Genomic DNA, 16385 nt, shown 5'->3' with positions numbered 1-16385 from the left:
GCTCAGGCGGCCGCGGCTGCCGGAGCGTGCCTGCCGGGCTTGCCGCTGAGCTCGCCGGGGAGCAGCGCCCGGAGCTCGGCCTCCTCGTCCGGCGTGGGCAGCCAGCCGGTGGCCGCGGCGTTCTGCTGCACCTGCGCGACGGTGGTCGCCCCGGTCACCAGGCCGGAGACCCCCGGCTGGGCGAGCAGCCAGCCGTAGGCGACGTGGATCGGTGTGATGGACCGGGCCGCGGCGAACTCGTGCAGCCGGTCCAGCGCGTCCCAGGGGGCCGACTCGAGCAGGTGCGGCTTGAACCGGGTGATCTTCCCCGACGCCGGCGCCTCGGTCCGGGTGTACTTGCCGGTGAGCAGGCCGTTCTGCAGCGGGAAGTAGGGCAGCAGCCCCAGTCCGTAGTGCCGGACGGCGGGCAGCAGGTCCCGTTCCGGCGCCCGCCATAGCAGGTTGTACTCGACCTGGACGGAGACGAAGCCGGCCAGCCGCCCGGTCCGGGCGACGTGGTGGGCGTCGGCCAACCGCCAGGCCGGCAGGTTGGACGCGCCGGCGTAGCGGATCTTCCCCTCGCGCACGAGGTCGTCGAGCACGCCCAGCGTCTCCTCGATCGGCGTCGCCGGGTCCGGGGTGTGGATCTGATAGAGGTCGATCCAGTCCGTGCCCAGCCGTCGCAGCGAGTCCTCGACCGCCCGGCGCACGTTGGCCCGCGAGCCGAGGGTGCCGCGCGACGCCGACGACGCGAGCGCGCGGGTGCCGAACTTCGTCGAGACGACGGCCTCGTCGCGGCGCCCGCGCAGGGCCCGGCCGAGGATCGTCTCGCTGTCGCCGGGCTGGTCGCCGTAGGAGTCGGCGGTGTCGAAGGTCGTGACGCCGAGGTCCAGGGCGGCCCGGACGATGCCGTCGGCGCCGTCCTGGCCGTCGGCGATGCGCCCGGCCTTGCCGAACGCGGCGGTGCCGATGACCAGCTCGGAGATCACCAGGCCGGACGTGCCGACCTGCCGGTAGCCGTTGCTCACGCCGTCGCTCACGGCACCAGCACCACCCTTCCGCGCGCATGCCCGGTCTCGCTGAGCCGGTGCGCCTCGGCGACCGCAGCGAGCGGGAACTCGGCGGCGACCTCCCACTCGAAGGCCTCCTTCGCGGCCAGCTCCAGCGCGAGCGCGACGCCCTCACGGCGCAGCGCCCGCTCGTCCGGCGTGAGCCGGCCCGGCCGGCTGCCGCTCCAGGCGCGGATGCCCAGCTCCTCGGCCCGTTCGACGGCGACGACGGTGCCGATGCGGGTCCGGTCGGCGACGAGTGCCAGCGACACCTCCAGCGCCTCGTCGGTGCCGGCCGCGTCCAGGGCGACGTCGACGCCGTCGGGCGCCGCGGCCCGGACGCGGTCGAGCAGGCCCGGGCCGTACTCGACCGGGACGGCGCCCAGCTCGCGCAGCCGGTCGTGGTTCTCCGCCCGCGCGGTCGCGATGGCCCGGACACCCCACTGACGGGCGAACTGCAGGGCGGCCTGACCGACGGCGCCAGCCCCGGCGTGCACGAGCAGGATCTCCTCGCCGACCAGCCGCAGCGACGTCAGCGCCTGGTAGGCGGTGCCGGTGGGGATCCCGACGGCGGCCGCCTGCGCCCACGACAGCTGCCGCGGCTTGGGCAGCGTCCGGGCCGGCGTGGTCACGAGGTGCGAGGCGTAGGCGCCCTGCGTTCCGATGACGACCACCTCCTCGCCCACGGAGGGTGCGCTGACGCCGTCGCCCACCGCCACCACGACCCCGGCGGCGTCGGAGCCGAGCCCGCGCGGCCCGTCCAGGGGCACCGTCGCCCGCTGCCCGCGCCGGGTCTTCCAGTCGACGGGGTTGACCCCGGCCGCGCGCACCTCGACCAGCAGCTCGCCGGGGCCGGGCGCCGGCCGGGGGAGCTCCACCACGTCCAGCACCTCGGGCCCGCCGTACCTGCGCAGGCGGACCGCGCGTGCGATGCCGCGGTCCGGGCCCGTGGCGACCGGGCGCGTGGTGTCGGCCGACCACGCCGACCACGAGCCCACGAACAGCGCGGCGTCGATGCCCAGCGACTTGAGCACCAGCACCTGGTGGGCGGCCGCGACCCCGCCGCCGCAGTAGGCGCCGACCGGCTCGCCGGCCCGCACGCCCAGGCCGTCGAAGCGGGCCCGCAGCGTCGCGTCGTCGGCCAGCAGCCCGGACTCGTCCAGGTTGTGCCGGGTGCCGGCGTCCAGGGCGCCGGGGATGTGCCCGGCCGCCGGGGCGCCGCCCTCGTAGGCGGCGGTCCCGCGCGAGTCCAGCAGCACGCCGGTCAGCGCCAGCTGCTGCGCCTCGTCGGCGGTCAGGGTGGGCAGCCGTCCGGGGGTCAGGACGACGGCGCCGGGCGCGGGCGGCGCCGGTTCCTCCGTCGTCGTCGGGCCACCGGCCGCGAGCCACGCGCCGTACCCGCCGTCGAGCAGCCGCACGTTGGTCAGCCCGGCCCAGGTGAGCACCCACCACGCCCGCCCCGCCGTCAGCCCGTGCTTGTCGTCGTAGACGACGACCGGCTGGCCGAGGTCGTCGACGCCCCAGCCGCGCAGCGTCTCCTGCAGCGCCTCGGGGGAGGGGAGCGGACGCCGTCCGGCCGTGCCGCCGCCGGGCCCGGCCAGCTGCGCCTGCAGATCGACGAAGTGTGCGCCCGGCAGGTGGCCGGCCTCGTACTCCGGCCGCAGGTCCGGGCCCGACGGCGCGAACCGGACGTCGAGCAGCAGGGGAGGGGTGCCGTGTGCGAGCGAGTCGGCGAGGTCCGCCGCGCCGACGAAGAACCGGCTTCGGTGGGTCACAGCGACTCCTCAGGACGCGACGGACGCGAGGCCCGCGACGTTGCGGTTGGCGGGGCGGCCGGGCAGGCCGAAGATCTCGCGGAACGTCTTCGGCGCGCCGTACTCCTTCTTGAACAGGTCGCGCCGCTGCAGCTCGGGGATGACGAGGTCGACGAACGCGTCCAGCGGCCCGGGCAGGTACGGCGGGAACAGGATGAACCCGTCGGTGGTGCGCTCCTCGAACTGCTCCTGGATGTAGTCGGCGACGTCGACGGCGTCGCCCACGACGGCCTGCTTGCCGTGGGTGCGCTTGAAGAACAGCGCCAGCTCGCGCAGCGTCGGCGAGGGGTCGTCGTAGGCCTCGCGCGCACGGTCGAGGATCAGCAGCCCCCGCGCCGACGACACCGTGGCCAGCTCGGGGACGTCGTCGAGCGGCGTGTCCAGCCGGCGGCCGGTCAGGTCGACGCCGAGCGCCTCGGAGATCGGGCCGAGGCTCGCCTCGACAACCGTCAGGGACTGGATCTGGCGGAACTTCTCGTGCGCCTCGCGCGCGGTGCCGGCCACGTACACCGGCAGCCCGGCGACCGCCTGCTGGCCGTCCGGGAAGCCGGCCTCGGCGCGGCGTCGCTGCAGGTCCGCGTAGTACGCCTTCGCCTTCGGGGTGTCCTGCAGCAGGATGAACCGGATGTCGGCGTGCTGGGCGCCGAACACGTGCGACTCCTCCGAGGAGCCCGCGTGCAGGATCGGCACGTGGCCCTGCGGCGGCCGGGCGATGTTGAGCGGGCCGGTGACGGCGAAGTGCTCGCCCCTGTGGCCGATGGCGTGCACGCGGTCCTCGTCGATGAACTGCCCGCCGGCCTTGTCGCCGAGCAGCGCGCCGTCCTCCCAGCTGTCCCAGAGGCCCTTGACGACCTCGACGAACTCGCCGGTCCACTCGTAGCGCCTGACCGAGTCCCAGTGCTCGTCACGCCCGAAGTTGCCGGCCGCCTCCTCGTTCTTGCCGGTGACGATGTTCCAGGCCAGCCGGCCGCGGCTCAGGTGGTCCACCTGAGCGGTGGCGCGGGCCAGCGTGTACGGCTCGGCATAGGTGGTGTTGACGGTGGTGACGATGCCGATGTGGGTCGAGAGCGCGGCGACGTAGGCCGAGAGCGTCAGCGCCTCGGGCCGCAGCACCTCGTTGGGGCTCTCGTGCTGCGACGACGGCAGCCCCACCACGCGGTCGCCGATGAAGTAGAAGTCCAGCAGGCCGCGTTCGGCCGCCCGGACGGTGTCGGCGATGAAGCCGGGGTCGAAGGTGCCGTGGGCGTTCGCCTCGGGCAGCCGCCAGCCGGCCGGGTGGATGCCGGTGGCCCAGATCGAGAAGCCGAGCTTGACGTGCTTGCGTTCGGTGGACACGTGGGGTTCTCCGTTCGAGGTCAGGCGGCCGCGCCGAGGTCGCGGCGGATGCGGGTCTGCAGGTCGGCCAGGACGTCGTCGCGCAGGGCGTCGTGCCGGCGAGGCCGCTTCGAGCCGGCGATGGTGTAGTCGCCGAGAATTCGGCCGGGCCGCGGCGCCAGGGTCACGATCCGGTCCGAGAGCGAGATCGCCTCGCCGACGTCGTGGGTGACGAGGATCGCCGTCGTGCCCAGCTCGGCCTGCACGTCCAGCAGCAGGTCGTGCAGCGACTCGCGGGTCCAGACGTCCAGCGCGCCGAACGGCTCGTCCATCAGCAGGACGGCCGGCTCGTAGACCAGCGCCTGCGCGATCGCGACGCGCTGGCGCATGCCGCCGGAGAGCTGGTCGGGCCGCTGGTGGACGGCGTCGCCGAGCCCGACCCGCTCGAGCAGGCGGCGGGCGCGGTCCAGCCGCTCCTTCTTCTTCACGCCGTGCAGCTCCAGCGGCAGCGCGACGTTCTGCAGCGCCGTCCGCCACGGCAGCAGCCGGCTGTCCTGGGTGATGTAGCCGCGGTTCGGCAGGCCCGGCAGACCGGAGCCGCGCACCGCGATCTCGCCGCCGGTCGGCGTCAGCAGGCCGGCCAGGATGTTCAGCAGCGTCGACTTGCCGCAGCCGCTCTTGCCGACCAGGGAGACGAACTGCCCCTCCGGGATCTCCAGGCTGATGCCGCGCAGCGCCTCGACGACGGTGGTGCCGGCCACGAACGCGTGGCCGACGTCGTGGACGGAGATGGCCGGCCCGGCGTCCGCGGAGCCGACGGCCGCGGGACCGCCGCTGCCGCCGTCGTCGATGAGGGTCTCGGTGCTGGTGGCGAGCGTCATCACTTCTTCTCCTTCGGCACCCAGGTGAGCAGCCGCGACTCCAGGGCGGCGGCCGCCAGCGTGAGGATCTGGACCAGCGCCGTCACCACCAGCACGGCGGCGAACAGGCTGGCCATGTCCAGCAGGTTGCTGGCCCGGATGAGCAGGAACCCGATGCCGCGGTTGGAGCCGAGGAACTCCGCCGTGACGACGGCGAGCGCGGTGGCCGGCAGCGCCAGCTTGAAGGCCGACGCCAGGAACGGCACGGCCGCCCAGAGCCGGAACTTCACCAGCCGCTGCCAGGTGTTCGCCTCGAGCACGCGCGCCAGCTCGAGGTAGCGCGAGTCGGTGTTGCGCAGCGCCTGGAACGAGGCGATGAAGACGATGAAGAACACGGTCAGGAAGCCCATGAAGATCTTCGTCTCGATGCCGAACCCGAACCAGACGATGAACACCGGGATCAGCGCGATCGTCGGGATGCCGTTGAACACGATGATGTAGATCTCCGCGAACCGGCCGGCCCGCGGCAGCTCGGCGAACAGCACCGCCAGCCCGAACGCCACCACCGCGCCCAGCAGGAAGCCGATGACCAGCGCCGTCAGCGTGAACTGCAGGTGGAACGCGAGATGGCCGGTGACGATCCAGTCCCACAGCTGGCGCAGCACCTCCGACGGCTTGCTGAGCAGCAGCGGGTCGATCCAGCGGCCGGACGAGAGCTCCCAGGCGGTGAGGACGGCGCCCACGAAGCCGACGTGCAGCAGGGCGCGCAGGGCGAGGCCGCGACGGCGGCGGGGCGGCGACTCCGGGGCGGCGACGGCGGCCGGCTGCCCGGCGGCGTCCGCCGGGGCCGGGCGGTGCTCGGTGACGACGACGGTGGACATGGCGGCTCCCGTCACTCCGCGGGCAGGTACTCGTCGGTGTAGACCTCGTCGATCGGCAGCGGCTCGGCGATGTTCCCGCTGGCGACGGCGAAGTCGATCTGCGCCTGGATGGCCTCCTCGGAGTGCCGGCTGTCCGGCGGGAGGTTCTCCTTGTTGACCTCGACGACGGTGCGGATGCGCTCGACGTCGAAGTCGGCGTACTGCTCCTGGGCGATCGCCAGGATGTCGTCGACGCTGTTCTCGACGACGAAGTCGGCGCCGCGCTGGTAGGCCCGGAAGAACGCCTCGGCCAGCTCGCGGTTGTCCTGCGCCCAGTCGTCGTTGACGATCGTCTCCGCCGCGCGGGCGTTGGCGACCAGCGGGACCTCGTCGACCAGCTCCTGCGTGCTGAGCGCCTCGACGGCGTCGCCGGACTCCACCAGCAGCCGGTTGTCCGGCGAGCTGGCCAGCCACACCTGGACCGAGCCGTCCTTGATGCCGGCGATCTTGTTGATGTTCTCCAACGGCGCCAGCTGGACGTCGGTCTCGGGGTCGAAGCCGAACCAGTCGGCGAGGTAGGCGCTGGCCCGCTCCCACAGCCCGCCGGCCGAGTTCGTCGCCCACAGCGCGTTGTCGCCGAGGACGGCGCCGCGCTCCTCGATCGGCCAGCCGGCGAATTCCTGCGGGTCGATGCCCTGGTCCTCGAGCCACTTCGTCGAGACGATGAGGCTCCAGTCGTTGGTGATCTGCACCGCCGCGGCGAGCTTGACGTTGCGACCCTGCTCGACCGCCTGCGCCGTCGTCGACAGCGACAGGAAACCGACGTTGACCTGGTCGTTGATCAGCGCCTGGAGGGTGTTGGGCGCGGTGTCGGTGATGTAGTTCTCGATCCGCACGCCCTCCTCCTCGAAGTAGCCGTTGGCGACGGCCATGGTGTAGGCGAGCTGGCCGCCGGTGAAGTCGTCGGCGGACGTGGCGACCACGACGGTGCCGAGGCTGTCGCCGTCGTCCGCCGTGGCCTCCTCGCCGGCGCAGGCCGCCAGGGCGAGTGCGGCCGCGGCCAGGACGGCCGGCAGCACCGGGCGGCGGCCGAGGGTACGAAGCGTCACGTGGTCCTCCTGGTGGGATGCCGGTTCCGGGCAGCGTGCGGCGACCCGGAACGGGCGGATCGAAGGTCGGGGAGGCGCCCTGGACGGGCGCGGTCGACTCGTGCGGTGACGGTGTGGCGGCGGCGCGTCGGCCGCGGTCAGGCCACCCGTCCCTGCGGACAGAGCTGCCCGGCGACGCGCATGAGGTCGACGTAGCGCCGCTGGGTCAGGAGGGAGTCGAACACGTGACCAGATTCCTATCAAATCAGTGGGAAATACAGGGTGCGTCCGCGATGCGAGATCGGATGCCCGGAATGTGGAAGGCTCAGGACGTCTGGAGTCGTCCGTACGTGCCCGCGTGGTACACGAGCGGCGCGTGCGGCTCGGCGCTCCACGCGTGCGTGACCCGGGCGACGACGATGTGGTGGTCGCCCACGGGGTGCCGGTCGACGACCTCGGCGCGCAGGTGGCCGGGGGCGTCGTCGAGGAGGGGCTCGCCCGTGACCAGCCGGGACCATGCCGTCGGCGCGGCGAACCGGTCGATGCCGCTGGTGGCGAACGTGGTCGCCAGCCGGTGCTGGTCGTCGGCGAGGAAGTTGACGACGAGGGTCGGGGCGATGGCGACGGTCGGCCAGCTCGACGCCGTCGTCGCGAGGGCGAACGAGAGCAGTGGCGGATCGAGCGAGACCGATGCCAGCGAGGTGGCGGTGAAGCCGACCGGGCGCCGGCCGGCGTCGGCGGTGATGACGACCACCCCGGCGGCGTGCCGGCGGAAGGCGGCCTTGAAGGCGTCGGGGTCGACCGAGCCGGCCCGGCGGGCGTCGACGGCGTCGGGGACATCGGAGGCGTCGGGGGTGGGTGAGGCGAGGCGGACGGACATGCGGCGGCTCCTGGGTAGGTGAAGGCGGAGGTGCGCCGTTGCGGCGGACCTCGACGAAGAACCCGGGATCAACGACAGAGCTGGCTGGCGACACGCATCAGATCGACGGCGCGTCGCTGGGTGAGCAGCAGCCTGTACATGTCGTCCAATTTCCTACTGAGACACTAGGAAATGCAACCATCGATCCACATCGTGGTACTCGTCGCCCGCCCGTGCGACCGGGCGTGGTCCGCCGGCCATCCGGGTACAGCCACGTCGACGGGGCAGAAGGGAACGGGATCAGCGTGACCGAACCGACGCACAAGGCTGTGGCCGGCCCGGACGTCCACGAGGACCATCGCGGGCAGATCCTGGTGACGCGCAACCACGACGTGATCCGCGCCTGGGCCGCCGACCGCGAGGTCGAGCCGGCCACGACGCGCCCGGCCGAGGGCGGATGGCTTCCCGTCGACGCGCTGCGCCTGTCGGCGCCGGGTACCGCCGGCGGCGAAACCGTCTCGTGGGACACGTGGTTCGAGGCGTTCGACACCCACGATCTGCGCTTCCTGTTCCGTGAGCACGAGCCGGACGGCGCCACGAGCACGTTCTGGCGATTCGACACCGTCGACCGCGACGAGGGCTGAGGCGGGTCAGTCCGTTCCGTCCGGCATCCGGCGGCTGCGGACCAGGTGCTCGGCGATGTCGGCGAGTTTGGTGTTGGTGGTCTGGCTCGTCCGGACCAGCAGGGCGAACGCCTGATCGCTGTCGAGTCCGTAGCGTTCCATCAGGATGCCCTTGGCCTGGCCGATGAGGTCGCGGCTGGCGACCGCGAGGTGCAGGCTGGCGATGCTCTGGGCGTCGGCCATGGCCACGGCGGCGTGTGCGGCGAACAGCAGCCCGATCTCCTAGGCGTCGCGCCCGGTGAAGGCGCCGGCCTCGGGGGAGTACAGGTTGAGCGCGCCGAGGTTGTCCCTGGCGACGAAGAGCTGGAAGGACAACATGCTGCGCACCCCGAGATCCACCGCGCGGGCGGCGAAGCGGGGCCAGCGCGGCTCGTCGGCGAGGTCCGGCGAGCGGACGGTGTGCCGCTGATGGAGCGCGTCGAGGCACGGCCCCTCGCCCAGCTCGATCTGGGCATGGTCGACCTTCGTGACCAGCACGTCGGAGAAGATGGGCGTGCGCATGTTCGCGCGGCCCTCCACCACCGAGATGCCAGCATGCCGGGCTCCGGGCACGGTGTCGACCGCGGCGTGCACGATGCTGTGCAACGTCTCCTCGACACTGATCTGCTCCTGCAGGTGCCGCGCCAGCTCGCCCATCCGCTGAGCGAGAGCGTTGTCCATCGTGGCACACCCCCCCTTCGGCCCTTTCGATGATGAGACACGTCCCCGAACCGCGACTCGGTAAACCGGGCATGAGAAATCGGGATCAGGTGACGACAACGGGGTAGAGGGGTCAAGTAGATCGCCTGGTCTCCCGGGACACCAGACGGTTCAGGTTTCGGTCGTTGAACACCCAGCGGCCGAGACCGCTCCCTTTCACGCGCGCTCTGGAGACGATGATGAACCGTTGGGGCCGTGGTCTCGTGGCCGGGACCGTGGCGACGGCGGCTCTCGAGCTGGCCACCTACGCGGACATGCTGGTGCGCGGCCGGCCGGCGAGCACGGTCCCTGCGGCCGCGGTCGGCCACCTTGCCGAGCGTGCCGGTGTGGACCTGGGGAACGAACCCCAGGCCGCCCACCGCAGAGAGGCGGCGGGCGCACTGTCCGGTTACGCCACCGGCATCGGCGTGGCGACGCTGTACCTGCTGACGGAGCGGCGGGTCCCCGGTCGCCGCCCCTTCTGGGTGGCCGCGTCGGCGTTGGGCGCGCTGGCGATGACGGCGGGCAACGTCCCCGCGATCGCCTCGGGCAGCACCGACCCGAGGCAGTGGGACCTCGCGGACTGGCTGGCCGACGTCGTCCCGCACCTCGCCTTCGGACTGGCGGGGGCTGCGACCGCCGACGCGATCAGCCGGCGTCGCTGACTCCCGACCTCCGACCCACGCGACCTCCGACCCACGAGGCGGCCGGCAGGTCTGCTCTGCATTCTCTGATATGGCTGTATCCGGAACCGGCGATATGGCACGCGGCGCCAGTGGCGAATGGCGCAGGCTGAAGCTGTGCCTGCGAGGAGGGGGGAGTAGCCGCATGGAACCCACCTACATCGGCGCCTATTGGGGCTCTCGGCAAGCGCTGGCAACGCAGGCTGCCGCGACGTTGGCTACGTGCCTGACCGGGCTCGCCGCCGGTCAAGTCCGGTGACGTGGTGTACGAGGTCTGATCCCTCGTCGTTGTGCTTCAGGCCGTGATGGCTTGCAGGGTCAGCTCCTCGTCGGTCACCTCCTGCTCGGCTGTTGCGACGGCCTGGGAGCGGGTGAGGACGTCGAGTCCGAGGTAGCGGCGGCCTTCGGCCCACTCGTCGTGCTGTTCGGCCAGGACGGCGCCGACGAGGCGGATGATCGAGGGCCGGTCGGGGAAGATCCCGACCACGTCGGTGCGGCGGCGGATCTCGCGGTTGAGGCGCTCGTTGGGGTTGTTCGACCAGATTTGTCGCCAGATCTCCTTGGGGAACGCGGTGAAGGCCAGGATGTCGGCGCGAGCGTGTTCGAGGTGGTCAGCGACGGCGGGGAGTTTCTCGGTCAGGGCGTCGACGACGCGGTCGAACTGGGCATGCACCGACTCGGCGTCGGGCTGGTCGTAGATGGAGTGCAGCAGGGCCTTGACCCAGCCCCACGAGTTCTTCGGTGTCGCTGACATGAGGTTGGCGGCGTAGTGGGTGCGGCAGCGTTGCCAGGCCGCACCCGGCAGAGTCGCCTCGATCGCGGAGGTCAGCCCGCGGTGGGCATCGGACGTGACGAGCTTGACCCCCGTGAGGCCGCGGGCGGTCAGATCTCTGCAGAAGGCGAGCCAGCCGGCGCCGTCCTCGCTGGTGGTCACGTGGATGCCGAGGATCTCGCGGTGCCCGTCGGCGTTCACGCCGGTCGCGACCAGCGCGTGGACTGCGACGACCCGGCCACCCTCGCGGACCTTGAGCACGAGTGCGTCGGCGGCGACGAACGTGAACGGCCCGGCGTCGGCCAGCGAGCGGGTGCGGAACTGCTCCACGTGCGCGTCGAGGTCCTTGGCCATCTCCGAAACCTGCGACTTCGACAGGGCCGTGATGCCCAACGACTGCACCAGCTTGTCCATCCGCCGGGTGGACACCCCGAGCAGGTAGCAGGTCGCCACCACCGAGGTGAGTGCCCGCTCGGCCCGCTTCCTGCGCTCGAGCAGCCACTCGGGGAAGTAGGACCCCTGACGCAGCTTGGGCACCGCGACATCGATCGTGCCGGCACGGGTGTCGAAGTCGCGGTGCCGGTAGCCGTTCCGCCGGTTCACCCGCTCCGGGCTGGTCGTGCCGTACTGCGCACCACACACCGCGTCAGCCTCGGCCGACAACAGCGTGTTGATGAACGTCTGCAGCAACTCGCGCAACAGATCCGGGCTGGCCTGGGCCAGCTGTTCCTCGAGCAGGCGGGCAGGGTCGATACTGGTCCTGACGGTCATCGTTGGTGTCCTTCTTCGAGTCGGTTGTGAGAGATCACTCGAAGGATCACCCGGTGGCCGTCACCCACATCTACAGCGACACGCTCACCGGGATCGGTACACCACTCTGCCGGACGTCACTTCGCCGGCCGTCGACCCGGCTTTCGCATCATGGTTTCGCAAGGGACGCAGAGTTCCGGCCGCTCGAGATCGGGTGGATCTGGGGGAGACGTCGCTCGCGCAGTTGCTCGCCGCGAATCGCAACCGCAAGGATTCCGACGGAGAGATCATCGAGGAGCTGGGGTATTACCTGGGTCTGTGGAACGGATTGGAGGCCGGCGTCGGCCTGATGGCGAAGCTCGGGGCCTCCCACACCGATCCTGGCGCGATGAATCACTTCGTCCTGGAGTTGCCGCCGGCCAATGAGGCGCCTGGCCTCTATCGGCACGAGACCGCTCGCGCGGCGCTCGACGTGATCACGACCAGCTGGGCGCCCGACTGGGCGACGTGGTCGTCGTCGACGTTGCGGGAAGCCCAGGGGGCGCCTCCGAGGTCACCCGTCCTCGGCTGGATCACCTTCCTGTCCGATCGTCGCCGCGTGGACCCCGATCTCTCGGGTGTGGGTGTGGAGAAGACCCACGGGGGTTCTCTCGTGACCCTCCCCGCAGATGTGGGCGCGAGTGGTGCCTCAGCGATGATCAGCATTCGGAAGCAGGTCGAGAGATCCGCGGACCTCACGCCAACACCCTGACCTCCACCTCCGGGCCGCTGCAGAGCATCCGCACCCTCGCACGACTCGGCGCCTTCTTCGCCGGAGGTGTCGGCAGGGCCTACCTGCCACGCCACCATGGATGAGCCCGGCGGTGGACCACGTCCTCCCTGGCCGTGCCCGACGGACGGTCCGCAGGGCGTCGTCGACACCCCAACCGCGCATCAGCCAGGTTGATGTGAGATCTCTGCGTGATCTGTGTGGCGCTGCTGTCGCTGTGGCGACAATTTCCTCACCCACTCAGCGCAGTGATCTCACACCGTTGCGGGTGCCGTCAGTGGCCGAAAGGGCCGGAAGCCGCACCCCGCGACGGTCGCGCCGCCGAAGATCCGTCGAACACGCCCCAGCGCCGAGGGTTTCCCGGCCCGCTGCGCCGGTGCCTTGCGGCGTCGCCGCATAATCGAACGTCGTGCGCGAGATTCCGTACCGGACCGTCGGCGGCCGGACCCTGCTTCTCCACGTCTCGGCCCCGCTCGAGCCGAGTGACTCACCGGCTCCGACGGCGGTCTTCTACCACGGTGGTGGCTGGGAACGAGGGGACTGGACGCAGTTCCAGCCGCAGGCGGCTCGGCTCAGTGCGCTGGGTATGGTCTCGGTCCTGGTCGAGTACCGCACGGAGGGTCCGGTGGCGGCGACCGAGGACGCGGTGGCCGCGATGAACGCCGTCTTCGAGCGTTCTCAGGACATCGGGTGCGACACCGAGCGCATCGTCGCGATCGGCGGGTCGGCCGGCGGGCAGCTGGCACTGGCGACGGCCGTGCTCGACCTGCCGGACGGCGACGACCGTCATCGGCCGGTGGCCCTCGTGCTCTTCAACCCGGTCACGGACACGACCGGAGACTTCCCGGCCGGATTCGGCAGGCGGCATTTCGAGAATGACGAGAACGCCCGTCGGCATTCACCGGTGCATCATGTCCGCGCGGGAATTCCGCCGCTGTTGATCATGCATGGGACGGCTGATTCCGCCGTTCATCACGAGAACTCGATGGCGCTGGTCGACGAGGTGAGGGGCCGCGGCGGCCTGGCCGAGATCGTGCTCTATGCCGGCCGGCGGCACGGGTTCTTCAATTCCGCGGGCGTGGGAATTCGCGGAGCCGGCGAAGACGCCAATGCAGATTTCGAGATCACGACCGGCGAGATGATCCGTTTCCTCCGCCGCACGGTCGTCGGCTGACGCCGACCGAGCCGCAGGCCCAGCGGCACCCGGGCTACGTGAGGGTGTCATCCATGTTACGAACATCGTCATCACATTTCGAATGGAGCCCTTGACGTCGGGCGCCATCGATCCGTAACGTGAGCGCGCATCGAGACCCAATACGTATTAAGGACTCAGATGGCAGCGCAACGACGGCGACCCACCCAGGTGGACATAGCCCGTCGCGTCGGCGTGTCGCAGGCGACGGTGTCGCTGGTGATCAGTGGCGGCGCGGCCAGCGAGCAGGTCGCCGAGGGCACGCGCCGGGCCGTGCTCGAGGCGGCCGCGGAACTGGGCTATACGGTCAACGCGGCGGCGCGCAGGCTCAAGGGCGGGCGCAATCGCATGCTGGGCCTCTATACGTTCGAACCCGTATTTCCGGTCGGTCAGAGGGACTTTTACTTTCCGTTCCTCCTCGGTGTGGAAGAGGCGACGGCCGAATATGGCTACGATCTGCTGTTGTTCAGCTCGGCGAGCTCCGGAGGCGATCGCCGCATCTATGCGGGAGGCGTCAACCGGCTGAAGGTGGCCGACGGTTGCGTGCTCCTCGGGCGCCATTTGCATCGAGATGATCTGGCCGCGCTGGTGCAGGAGGACTTCCCGTTCGTGTTCGTCGGCCGGCGTGAGGTTCCCGGCGCGGAGCTGTCCTACGTCGCAGCGGACTACGTGGGCGCCACCAGCGACATGGTCGGGGAGCTGGCCCGGCTCGGGCACCGCCGTCTGGCGTACCTGAAGCTGAGCGACGGGCAGGAGCCGAGCCAGGACCGCGAGGCCGGCTTCCTGCGAGGCCTCGGCGAGACCGGGATCCCGGCCGGCGAGTGCCACACCCACGTGGTCGACGACCCGGGCTCCGTGACCGGCGACCTGCTGCGCGGCTGGCTGTCCGACGGCGTCACGGCACTGCTGGTCGAACCCAGCGAGGACGACTCCACCATCGCCGCGGTGGAACGTGCCGCCGAGGAGGCCGGCGTCCGCATCCCCGAGGACTGCTCGGTCGTGCTCCTCGGCGACCCGGCGCTCGGCGAGAACGCGCGCGACTGGACCCGGTTCTCGCTGCACCGCGAGCAGATGGGACGAGAGGCCGTCCGACTGCTCCTCGACCTGCTCGACGACGAGGACGGCGCCCCCCGGCAGCTGAGCGTCGCCTGCACGCCCATCGCCGGCGACTCGGTCGCCGCGCCGCCGAAGGGATCGTCGCGATGAGCTACTTCGTCATCAAGCGGCTGGCGATCGGCCTGCTCACCATCTGGGGCGTCGTCACCGCGGTCTTCGTCGTCGTCAGGCTCGCCCCCGGCGACCAGGCCACCGTGGCGCTCGGCCCGGACGCGACCCCGGCGGAGCTCGAGGCGCTGCGGAGCAGCCTCGGCCTCGACCGGCCGCTCCCGCTGCAGTACCTCTCCTACCTCGGCGACGTCGTGCGGCTCGACTTCGGCGAGTCCTACCGCTTCGGCCGCCCGGCGATGGACCAGGTGATCGAGCGCTTCCCGGCGACCGTCCAGCTCACGTTGGCCGCCACTGCCATGGCGATCGTCTTCGGCCTGATCCTGGGAGTCGTCGCCGGCAAGAAGCCGGGGAGCGCGCTGGACCGGGCGGTCTCCACGGTCGCCCTCGGCCTGCAGGCACTGCCGCCGTTCTGGGTCGGGATCATGTTCATCCTGATCTTCGCGTTGCAGCTCCAGGTGCTGCCCAGCGCCGGCGGCGGCAGCCTCGCCAATCTCGTCCTGCCGGCGGTCACGCTGTCGATCCCGTTCACCGCGCTGGTGGCGCGCATGACCCGCAGCGGCGTGGCCGAGACCATGTCCGAGGCCTTCGTCCTGACCGCGCGGTCGAAGGGCCTCACCGAGACGCAGGTGCTCACCGGCCACGTCGTGAAGAACTCGCTCATCCCCGTGGTGACGGTGGTCGGCCTGCAGGTCGGGACGCTGCTCGGGGGCGCGGTGATCATCGAGACGGTGTTCGCCTGGCCGGGCCTCGGATCGCTGCTCGTCGGCGCGGTCGGCAACCGTGACTACGCGGTCGTCCAGGCGGCCACCGTCCTGATCGGGCTGTGCGTGATCGTCCTCAACCTGGCCGCCGACATCGTCAACGCCAAGCTCGACCCCCGCATCCGGCTGGAGGCGCGCCGATGACCCAGTCGGACATCCTGCTCACCGAGGCCGCGCCGGGTCCGGCGGCGCCGCCCGGCCCCCGCCGGCGCCGCCGCCCACTCTCGGCGATCCCGTACGTGATCATCGGCATCTACGTGCTCGCGGCGGCGATCGGCCCGTTCCTGATCGACTACGACCCGGTAGCCACCGAGGTCACCGAGCGCCTCCTGCCTCCGGGATCGGCGACGGGGTCGGGTACCGCCTGGCTGGGCACCGACGCCGTCGGCAGGGACGTCCTGGCCCAGGTGGTCTACGGCGCGAGGACGTCGTTCATCATCGGCATCTCGGTCGTCGCGCTGTGCGGCCTGATCGGTGTCGCGCTGGGCGCGATCGCGGGATACTCGGGCGGGCTGTCCGACGCGGTCATCTCACGGACCGTCGACATCCTGATGGCCTTCCCCGGCATCCTGCTCGCGATCGTCATCGCCGGTCTGCTCGAGCGCGGTATGAACGTCGTGATCATCGCGTTGTCGGTGGGGGGCTGGGTCGGCTTCGCCCGGCTGTCGCGCAGCATCACGATGTCCACCCGGGAGCGCGACTGGGTCGATGCCGCCCGGATCATGGGCCTCTCCAAGTCCGCGACCCTGACCCGTCACATCGTGCCGTTCCTGACCGGATCGGTCGTCGCCCTGGCCACCATCGAGCTCGCATCGGCGGTGCTGTCCGAGGCCGCCCTCAGCTTCCTCGGCCTGGGCCTCCCTCCGCACATCGTCTCGTGGGGACAGGCCATCGCGGGTGGCCGGGAGCACCTGGGCACGGCCTGGTGGATCACGGTCTTCCCCGGCATCGCGCTCACCGTCCTGGTCATCTGCATCGGGCTGGTCGGCGACAGGCTCACCCGGCGGTTCACGCGTCAGCGGGACTAGGGCGCCGGCGTCTCACTTC

General features: G+C 71.3%; 19 protein-coding genes. 7 read left to right on the top strand and 12 right to left on the bottom strand.

Annotated elements, in window-relative coordinates:
* Positions 1–2: 2 nt before the first annotated feature.
* The 9 genes from HD601_RS28150 to HD601_RS36300 all read right to left on the bottom strand — a co-directional run bounded on the left by HD601_RS28150 (position 3) and on the right by HD601_RS36300 (position 7984).
* Positions 3–1019: an aldo/keto reductase gene (locus HD601_RS28150; protein ID WP_221441387.1), complete on the bottom strand. Its 1017-nt coding sequence runs from the start codon at positions 1017–1019 to the stop codon at positions 3–5.
* Entirely contained in the window at positions 1016–2803 is a 1788-nt protein-coding gene (locus HD601_RS36105; protein ID WP_221441386.1) for a rhodanese-like domain-containing protein, read from the bottom strand. Before HD601_RS36105 ends, HD601_RS28150 begins: the two co-directional genes overlap by 4 nt.
* A 9-nt stretch (positions 2804–2812) precedes the next feature.
* Positions 2813–4177 carry an NtaA/DmoA family FMN-dependent monooxygenase gene (locus HD601_RS28135; RefSeq protein ID WP_184827571.1) on the bottom strand — a complete coding sequence of 455 codons (1365 nt, stop codon included), beginning with the start codon at positions 4175–4177 and terminating at the stop codon, positions 2813–2815.
* Between the two features lie 20 nt (positions 4178–4197).
* Entirely contained in the window at positions 4198–5037 is an 840-nt protein-coding gene (locus HD601_RS28130) for an ABC transporter ATP-binding protein (RefSeq protein ID WP_184827562.1), read from the bottom strand.
* The gene (locus tag HD601_RS28125) at positions 5037–5897 is read right to left on the bottom strand and encodes an ABC transporter permease (protein ID WP_184827560.1); all 861 of its coding nucleotides are present in this window, start codon (positions 5895–5897) and stop codon (positions 5037–5039) included. The genes HD601_RS28130 and HD601_RS28125 overlap by 1 nt, the downstream gene beginning before the upstream one ends.
* Positions 5898–5908: 11 nt before the next feature.
* Complete coding sequence (locus HD601_RS28120) at positions 5909–6985, bottom strand: ABC transporter substrate-binding protein (protein ID WP_184827558.1); 1077 nt, start codon at positions 6983–6985, stop codon at positions 5909–5911.
* Positions 6986–7122: 137 nt separating this feature from the next.
* Positions 7123–7209: a putative leader peptide gene (locus HD601_RS36305; protein WP_425503495.1), complete on the bottom strand. Its 87-nt coding sequence runs from the start codon at positions 7207–7209 to the stop codon at positions 7123–7125.
* An 80-nt stretch (positions 7210–7289) separates the two neighbouring features.
* Positions 7290–7844, bottom strand: a complete 555-nt coding sequence (locus HD601_RS28115; protein WP_184827557.1) for a flavin reductase family protein — start codon at positions 7842–7844, stop codon at positions 7290–7292.
* 68 nt (positions 7845–7912) lie between these two features.
* Complete coding sequence (locus HD601_RS36300; protein WP_425503494.1) at positions 7913–7984, bottom strand: putative leader peptide; 72 nt, start codon at positions 7982–7984, stop codon at positions 7913–7915.
* A 144-nt stretch (positions 7985–8128) separates the two neighbouring features.
* Here HD601_RS36300 and HD601_RS28110 point away from each other — a divergent pair, with 144 nt between their 5' ends.
* On the top strand, positions 8129–8467 hold the full coding sequence (locus HD601_RS28110) for a hypothetical protein (protein ID WP_184827555.1): 339 nt from the start codon (positions 8129–8131) through the stop codon (positions 8465–8467).
* Positions 8468–8473: 6 nt separating this feature from the next.
* Here HD601_RS28110 and HD601_RS33245 read toward each other — a convergent pair whose 3' ends face one another.
* Both HD601_RS33245 and HD601_RS33240 read right to left on the bottom strand, forming a co-directional pair.
* Positions 8474–8689 carry an ANTAR domain-containing protein gene (locus HD601_RS33245; protein ID WP_221441385.1) on the bottom strand — a complete coding sequence of 72 codons (216 nt, stop codon included), beginning with the start codon at positions 8687–8689 and terminating at the stop codon, positions 8474–8476.
* A gap of 39 nt (positions 8690–8728) precedes the next feature.
* Positions 8729–9166 (bottom strand): GAF domain-containing protein, encoded by a 438-nt coding sequence (locus HD601_RS33240; RefSeq protein ID WP_221441384.1) that lies wholly within the window; start codon positions 9164–9166, stop codon positions 8729–8731.
* A gap of 242 nt (positions 9167–9408) precedes the next feature.
* Between HD601_RS33240 and HD601_RS28100 the strand changes: the two genes are divergently transcribed.
* Entirely contained in the window at positions 9409–9849 is a 441-nt protein-coding gene (locus HD601_RS28100; protein ID WP_221441383.1) for a hypothetical protein, read from the top strand.
* 313 nt (positions 9850–10162) lie between these two features.
* Here the strand turns inward: HD601_RS28100 and HD601_RS28095 are convergent, their stop codons facing one another.
* Positions 10163–11410: an IS256 family transposase gene (locus HD601_RS28095; protein WP_184818915.1), complete on the bottom strand. Its 1248-nt coding sequence runs from the start codon at positions 11408–11410 to the stop codon at positions 10163–10165.
* Between HD601_RS28095 and HD601_RS36100 the strand changes: the two genes are divergently transcribed.
* The 5 genes from HD601_RS36100 to HD601_RS28070 all read left to right on the top strand — a co-directional run bounded on the left by HD601_RS36100 (position 11313) and on the right by HD601_RS28070 (position 16366).
* Positions 11313–12140, top strand: a complete 828-nt coding sequence (locus tag HD601_RS36100) for an Imm52 family immunity protein (RefSeq protein WP_343076460.1) — start codon at positions 11313–11315, stop codon at positions 12138–12140. The genes HD601_RS28095 and HD601_RS36100 overlap by 98 nt on opposite strands.
* A gap of 427 nt (positions 12141–12567) precedes the next feature.
* Positions 12568–13332: an alpha/beta hydrolase fold domain-containing protein gene (locus HD601_RS28085; RefSeq protein ID WP_184827549.1), complete on the top strand. Its 765-nt coding sequence runs from the start codon at positions 12568–12570 to the stop codon at positions 13330–13332.
* Between the two features lie 159 nt (positions 13333–13491).
* Positions 13492–14556: a LacI family DNA-binding transcriptional regulator gene (locus tag HD601_RS28080; protein WP_184827547.1), complete on the top strand. Its 1065-nt coding sequence runs from the start codon at positions 13492–13494 to the stop codon at positions 14554–14556.
* A complete protein-coding gene (locus HD601_RS28075) occupies positions 14553–15482 on the top strand; it encodes an ABC transporter permease (RefSeq protein ID WP_184827545.1) in 930 nt (309 codons plus the stop codon). The genes HD601_RS28080 and HD601_RS28075 overlap by 4 nt, the downstream gene beginning before the upstream one ends.
* Complete coding sequence (locus HD601_RS28070) at positions 15479–16366, top strand: ABC transporter permease (RefSeq protein WP_184827543.1); 888 nt, start codon at positions 15479–15481, stop codon at positions 16364–16366. Before HD601_RS28075 ends, HD601_RS28070 begins: the two co-directional genes overlap by 4 nt.
* Positions 16367–16385 lie beyond the last annotated feature (19 nt).

It is taken from the genome of Jiangella mangrovi (assembly GCF_014204975.1).
GTDB classification, from domain to species: domain Bacteria; phylum Actinomycetota; class Actinomycetes; order Jiangellales; family Jiangellaceae; genus Jiangella; species Jiangella mangrovi.
Note: the sequence above shows the minus strand (reverse complement) of the source record. Positions and strands in the feature narration are given on the sequence as shown.

What these genes read in the sequence shown, in the direction of transcription:
- HD601_RS28130 (WP_184827562.1), bottom strand. Translation starts at nt 5,037, where the DNA reads ATGACGCTCGCCACCAGCACCGAGACCCTCATCGACGACGGCGGCAGC.
- HD601_RS28125 (WP_184827560.1), bottom strand. Translation starts at nt 5,897, where the DNA reads ATGTCCACCGTCGTCGTCACCGAGCACCGCCCGGCCCCGGCGGACGCC.
- HD601_RS28115 (WP_184827557.1), bottom strand. Translation starts at nt 7,844, where the DNA reads ATGTCCGTCCGCCTCGCCTCACCCACCCCCGACGCCTCCGATGTCCCC.
- HD601_RS33245 (WP_221441385.1), bottom strand. Translation starts at nt 8,689, where the DNA reads ATGGCCGACGCCCAGAGCATCGCCAGCCTGCACCTCGCGGTCGCCAGC.
- HD601_RS33240 (WP_221441384.1), bottom strand. Translation starts at nt 9,166, where the DNA reads ATGGACAACGCTCTCGCTCAGCGGATGGGCGAGCTGGCGCGGCACCTG.
- HD601_RS36100 (WP_343076460.1), top strand. Translation starts at nt 11,313, where the DNA reads ATGAACGTCTGCAGCAACTCGCGCAACAGATCCGGGCTGGCCTGGGCC.
- HD601_RS28095 (WP_184818915.1), bottom strand. Translation starts at nt 11,410, where the DNA reads ATGACCGTCAGGACCAGTATCGACCCTGCCCGCCTGCTCGAGGAACAG.
- HD601_RS28080 (WP_184827547.1), top strand. Translation starts at nt 13,492, where the DNA reads ATGGCAGCGCAACGACGGCGACCCACCCAGGTGGACATAGCCCGTCGC.
- HD601_RS28075 (WP_184827545.1), top strand. Translation starts at nt 14,553, where the DNA reads ATGAGCTACTTCGTCATCAAGCGGCTGGCGATCGGCCTGCTCACCATC.
- HD601_RS28070 (WP_184827543.1), top strand. Translation starts at nt 15,479, where the DNA reads ATGACCCAGTCGGACATCCTGCTCACCGAGGCCGCGCCGGGTCCGGCG.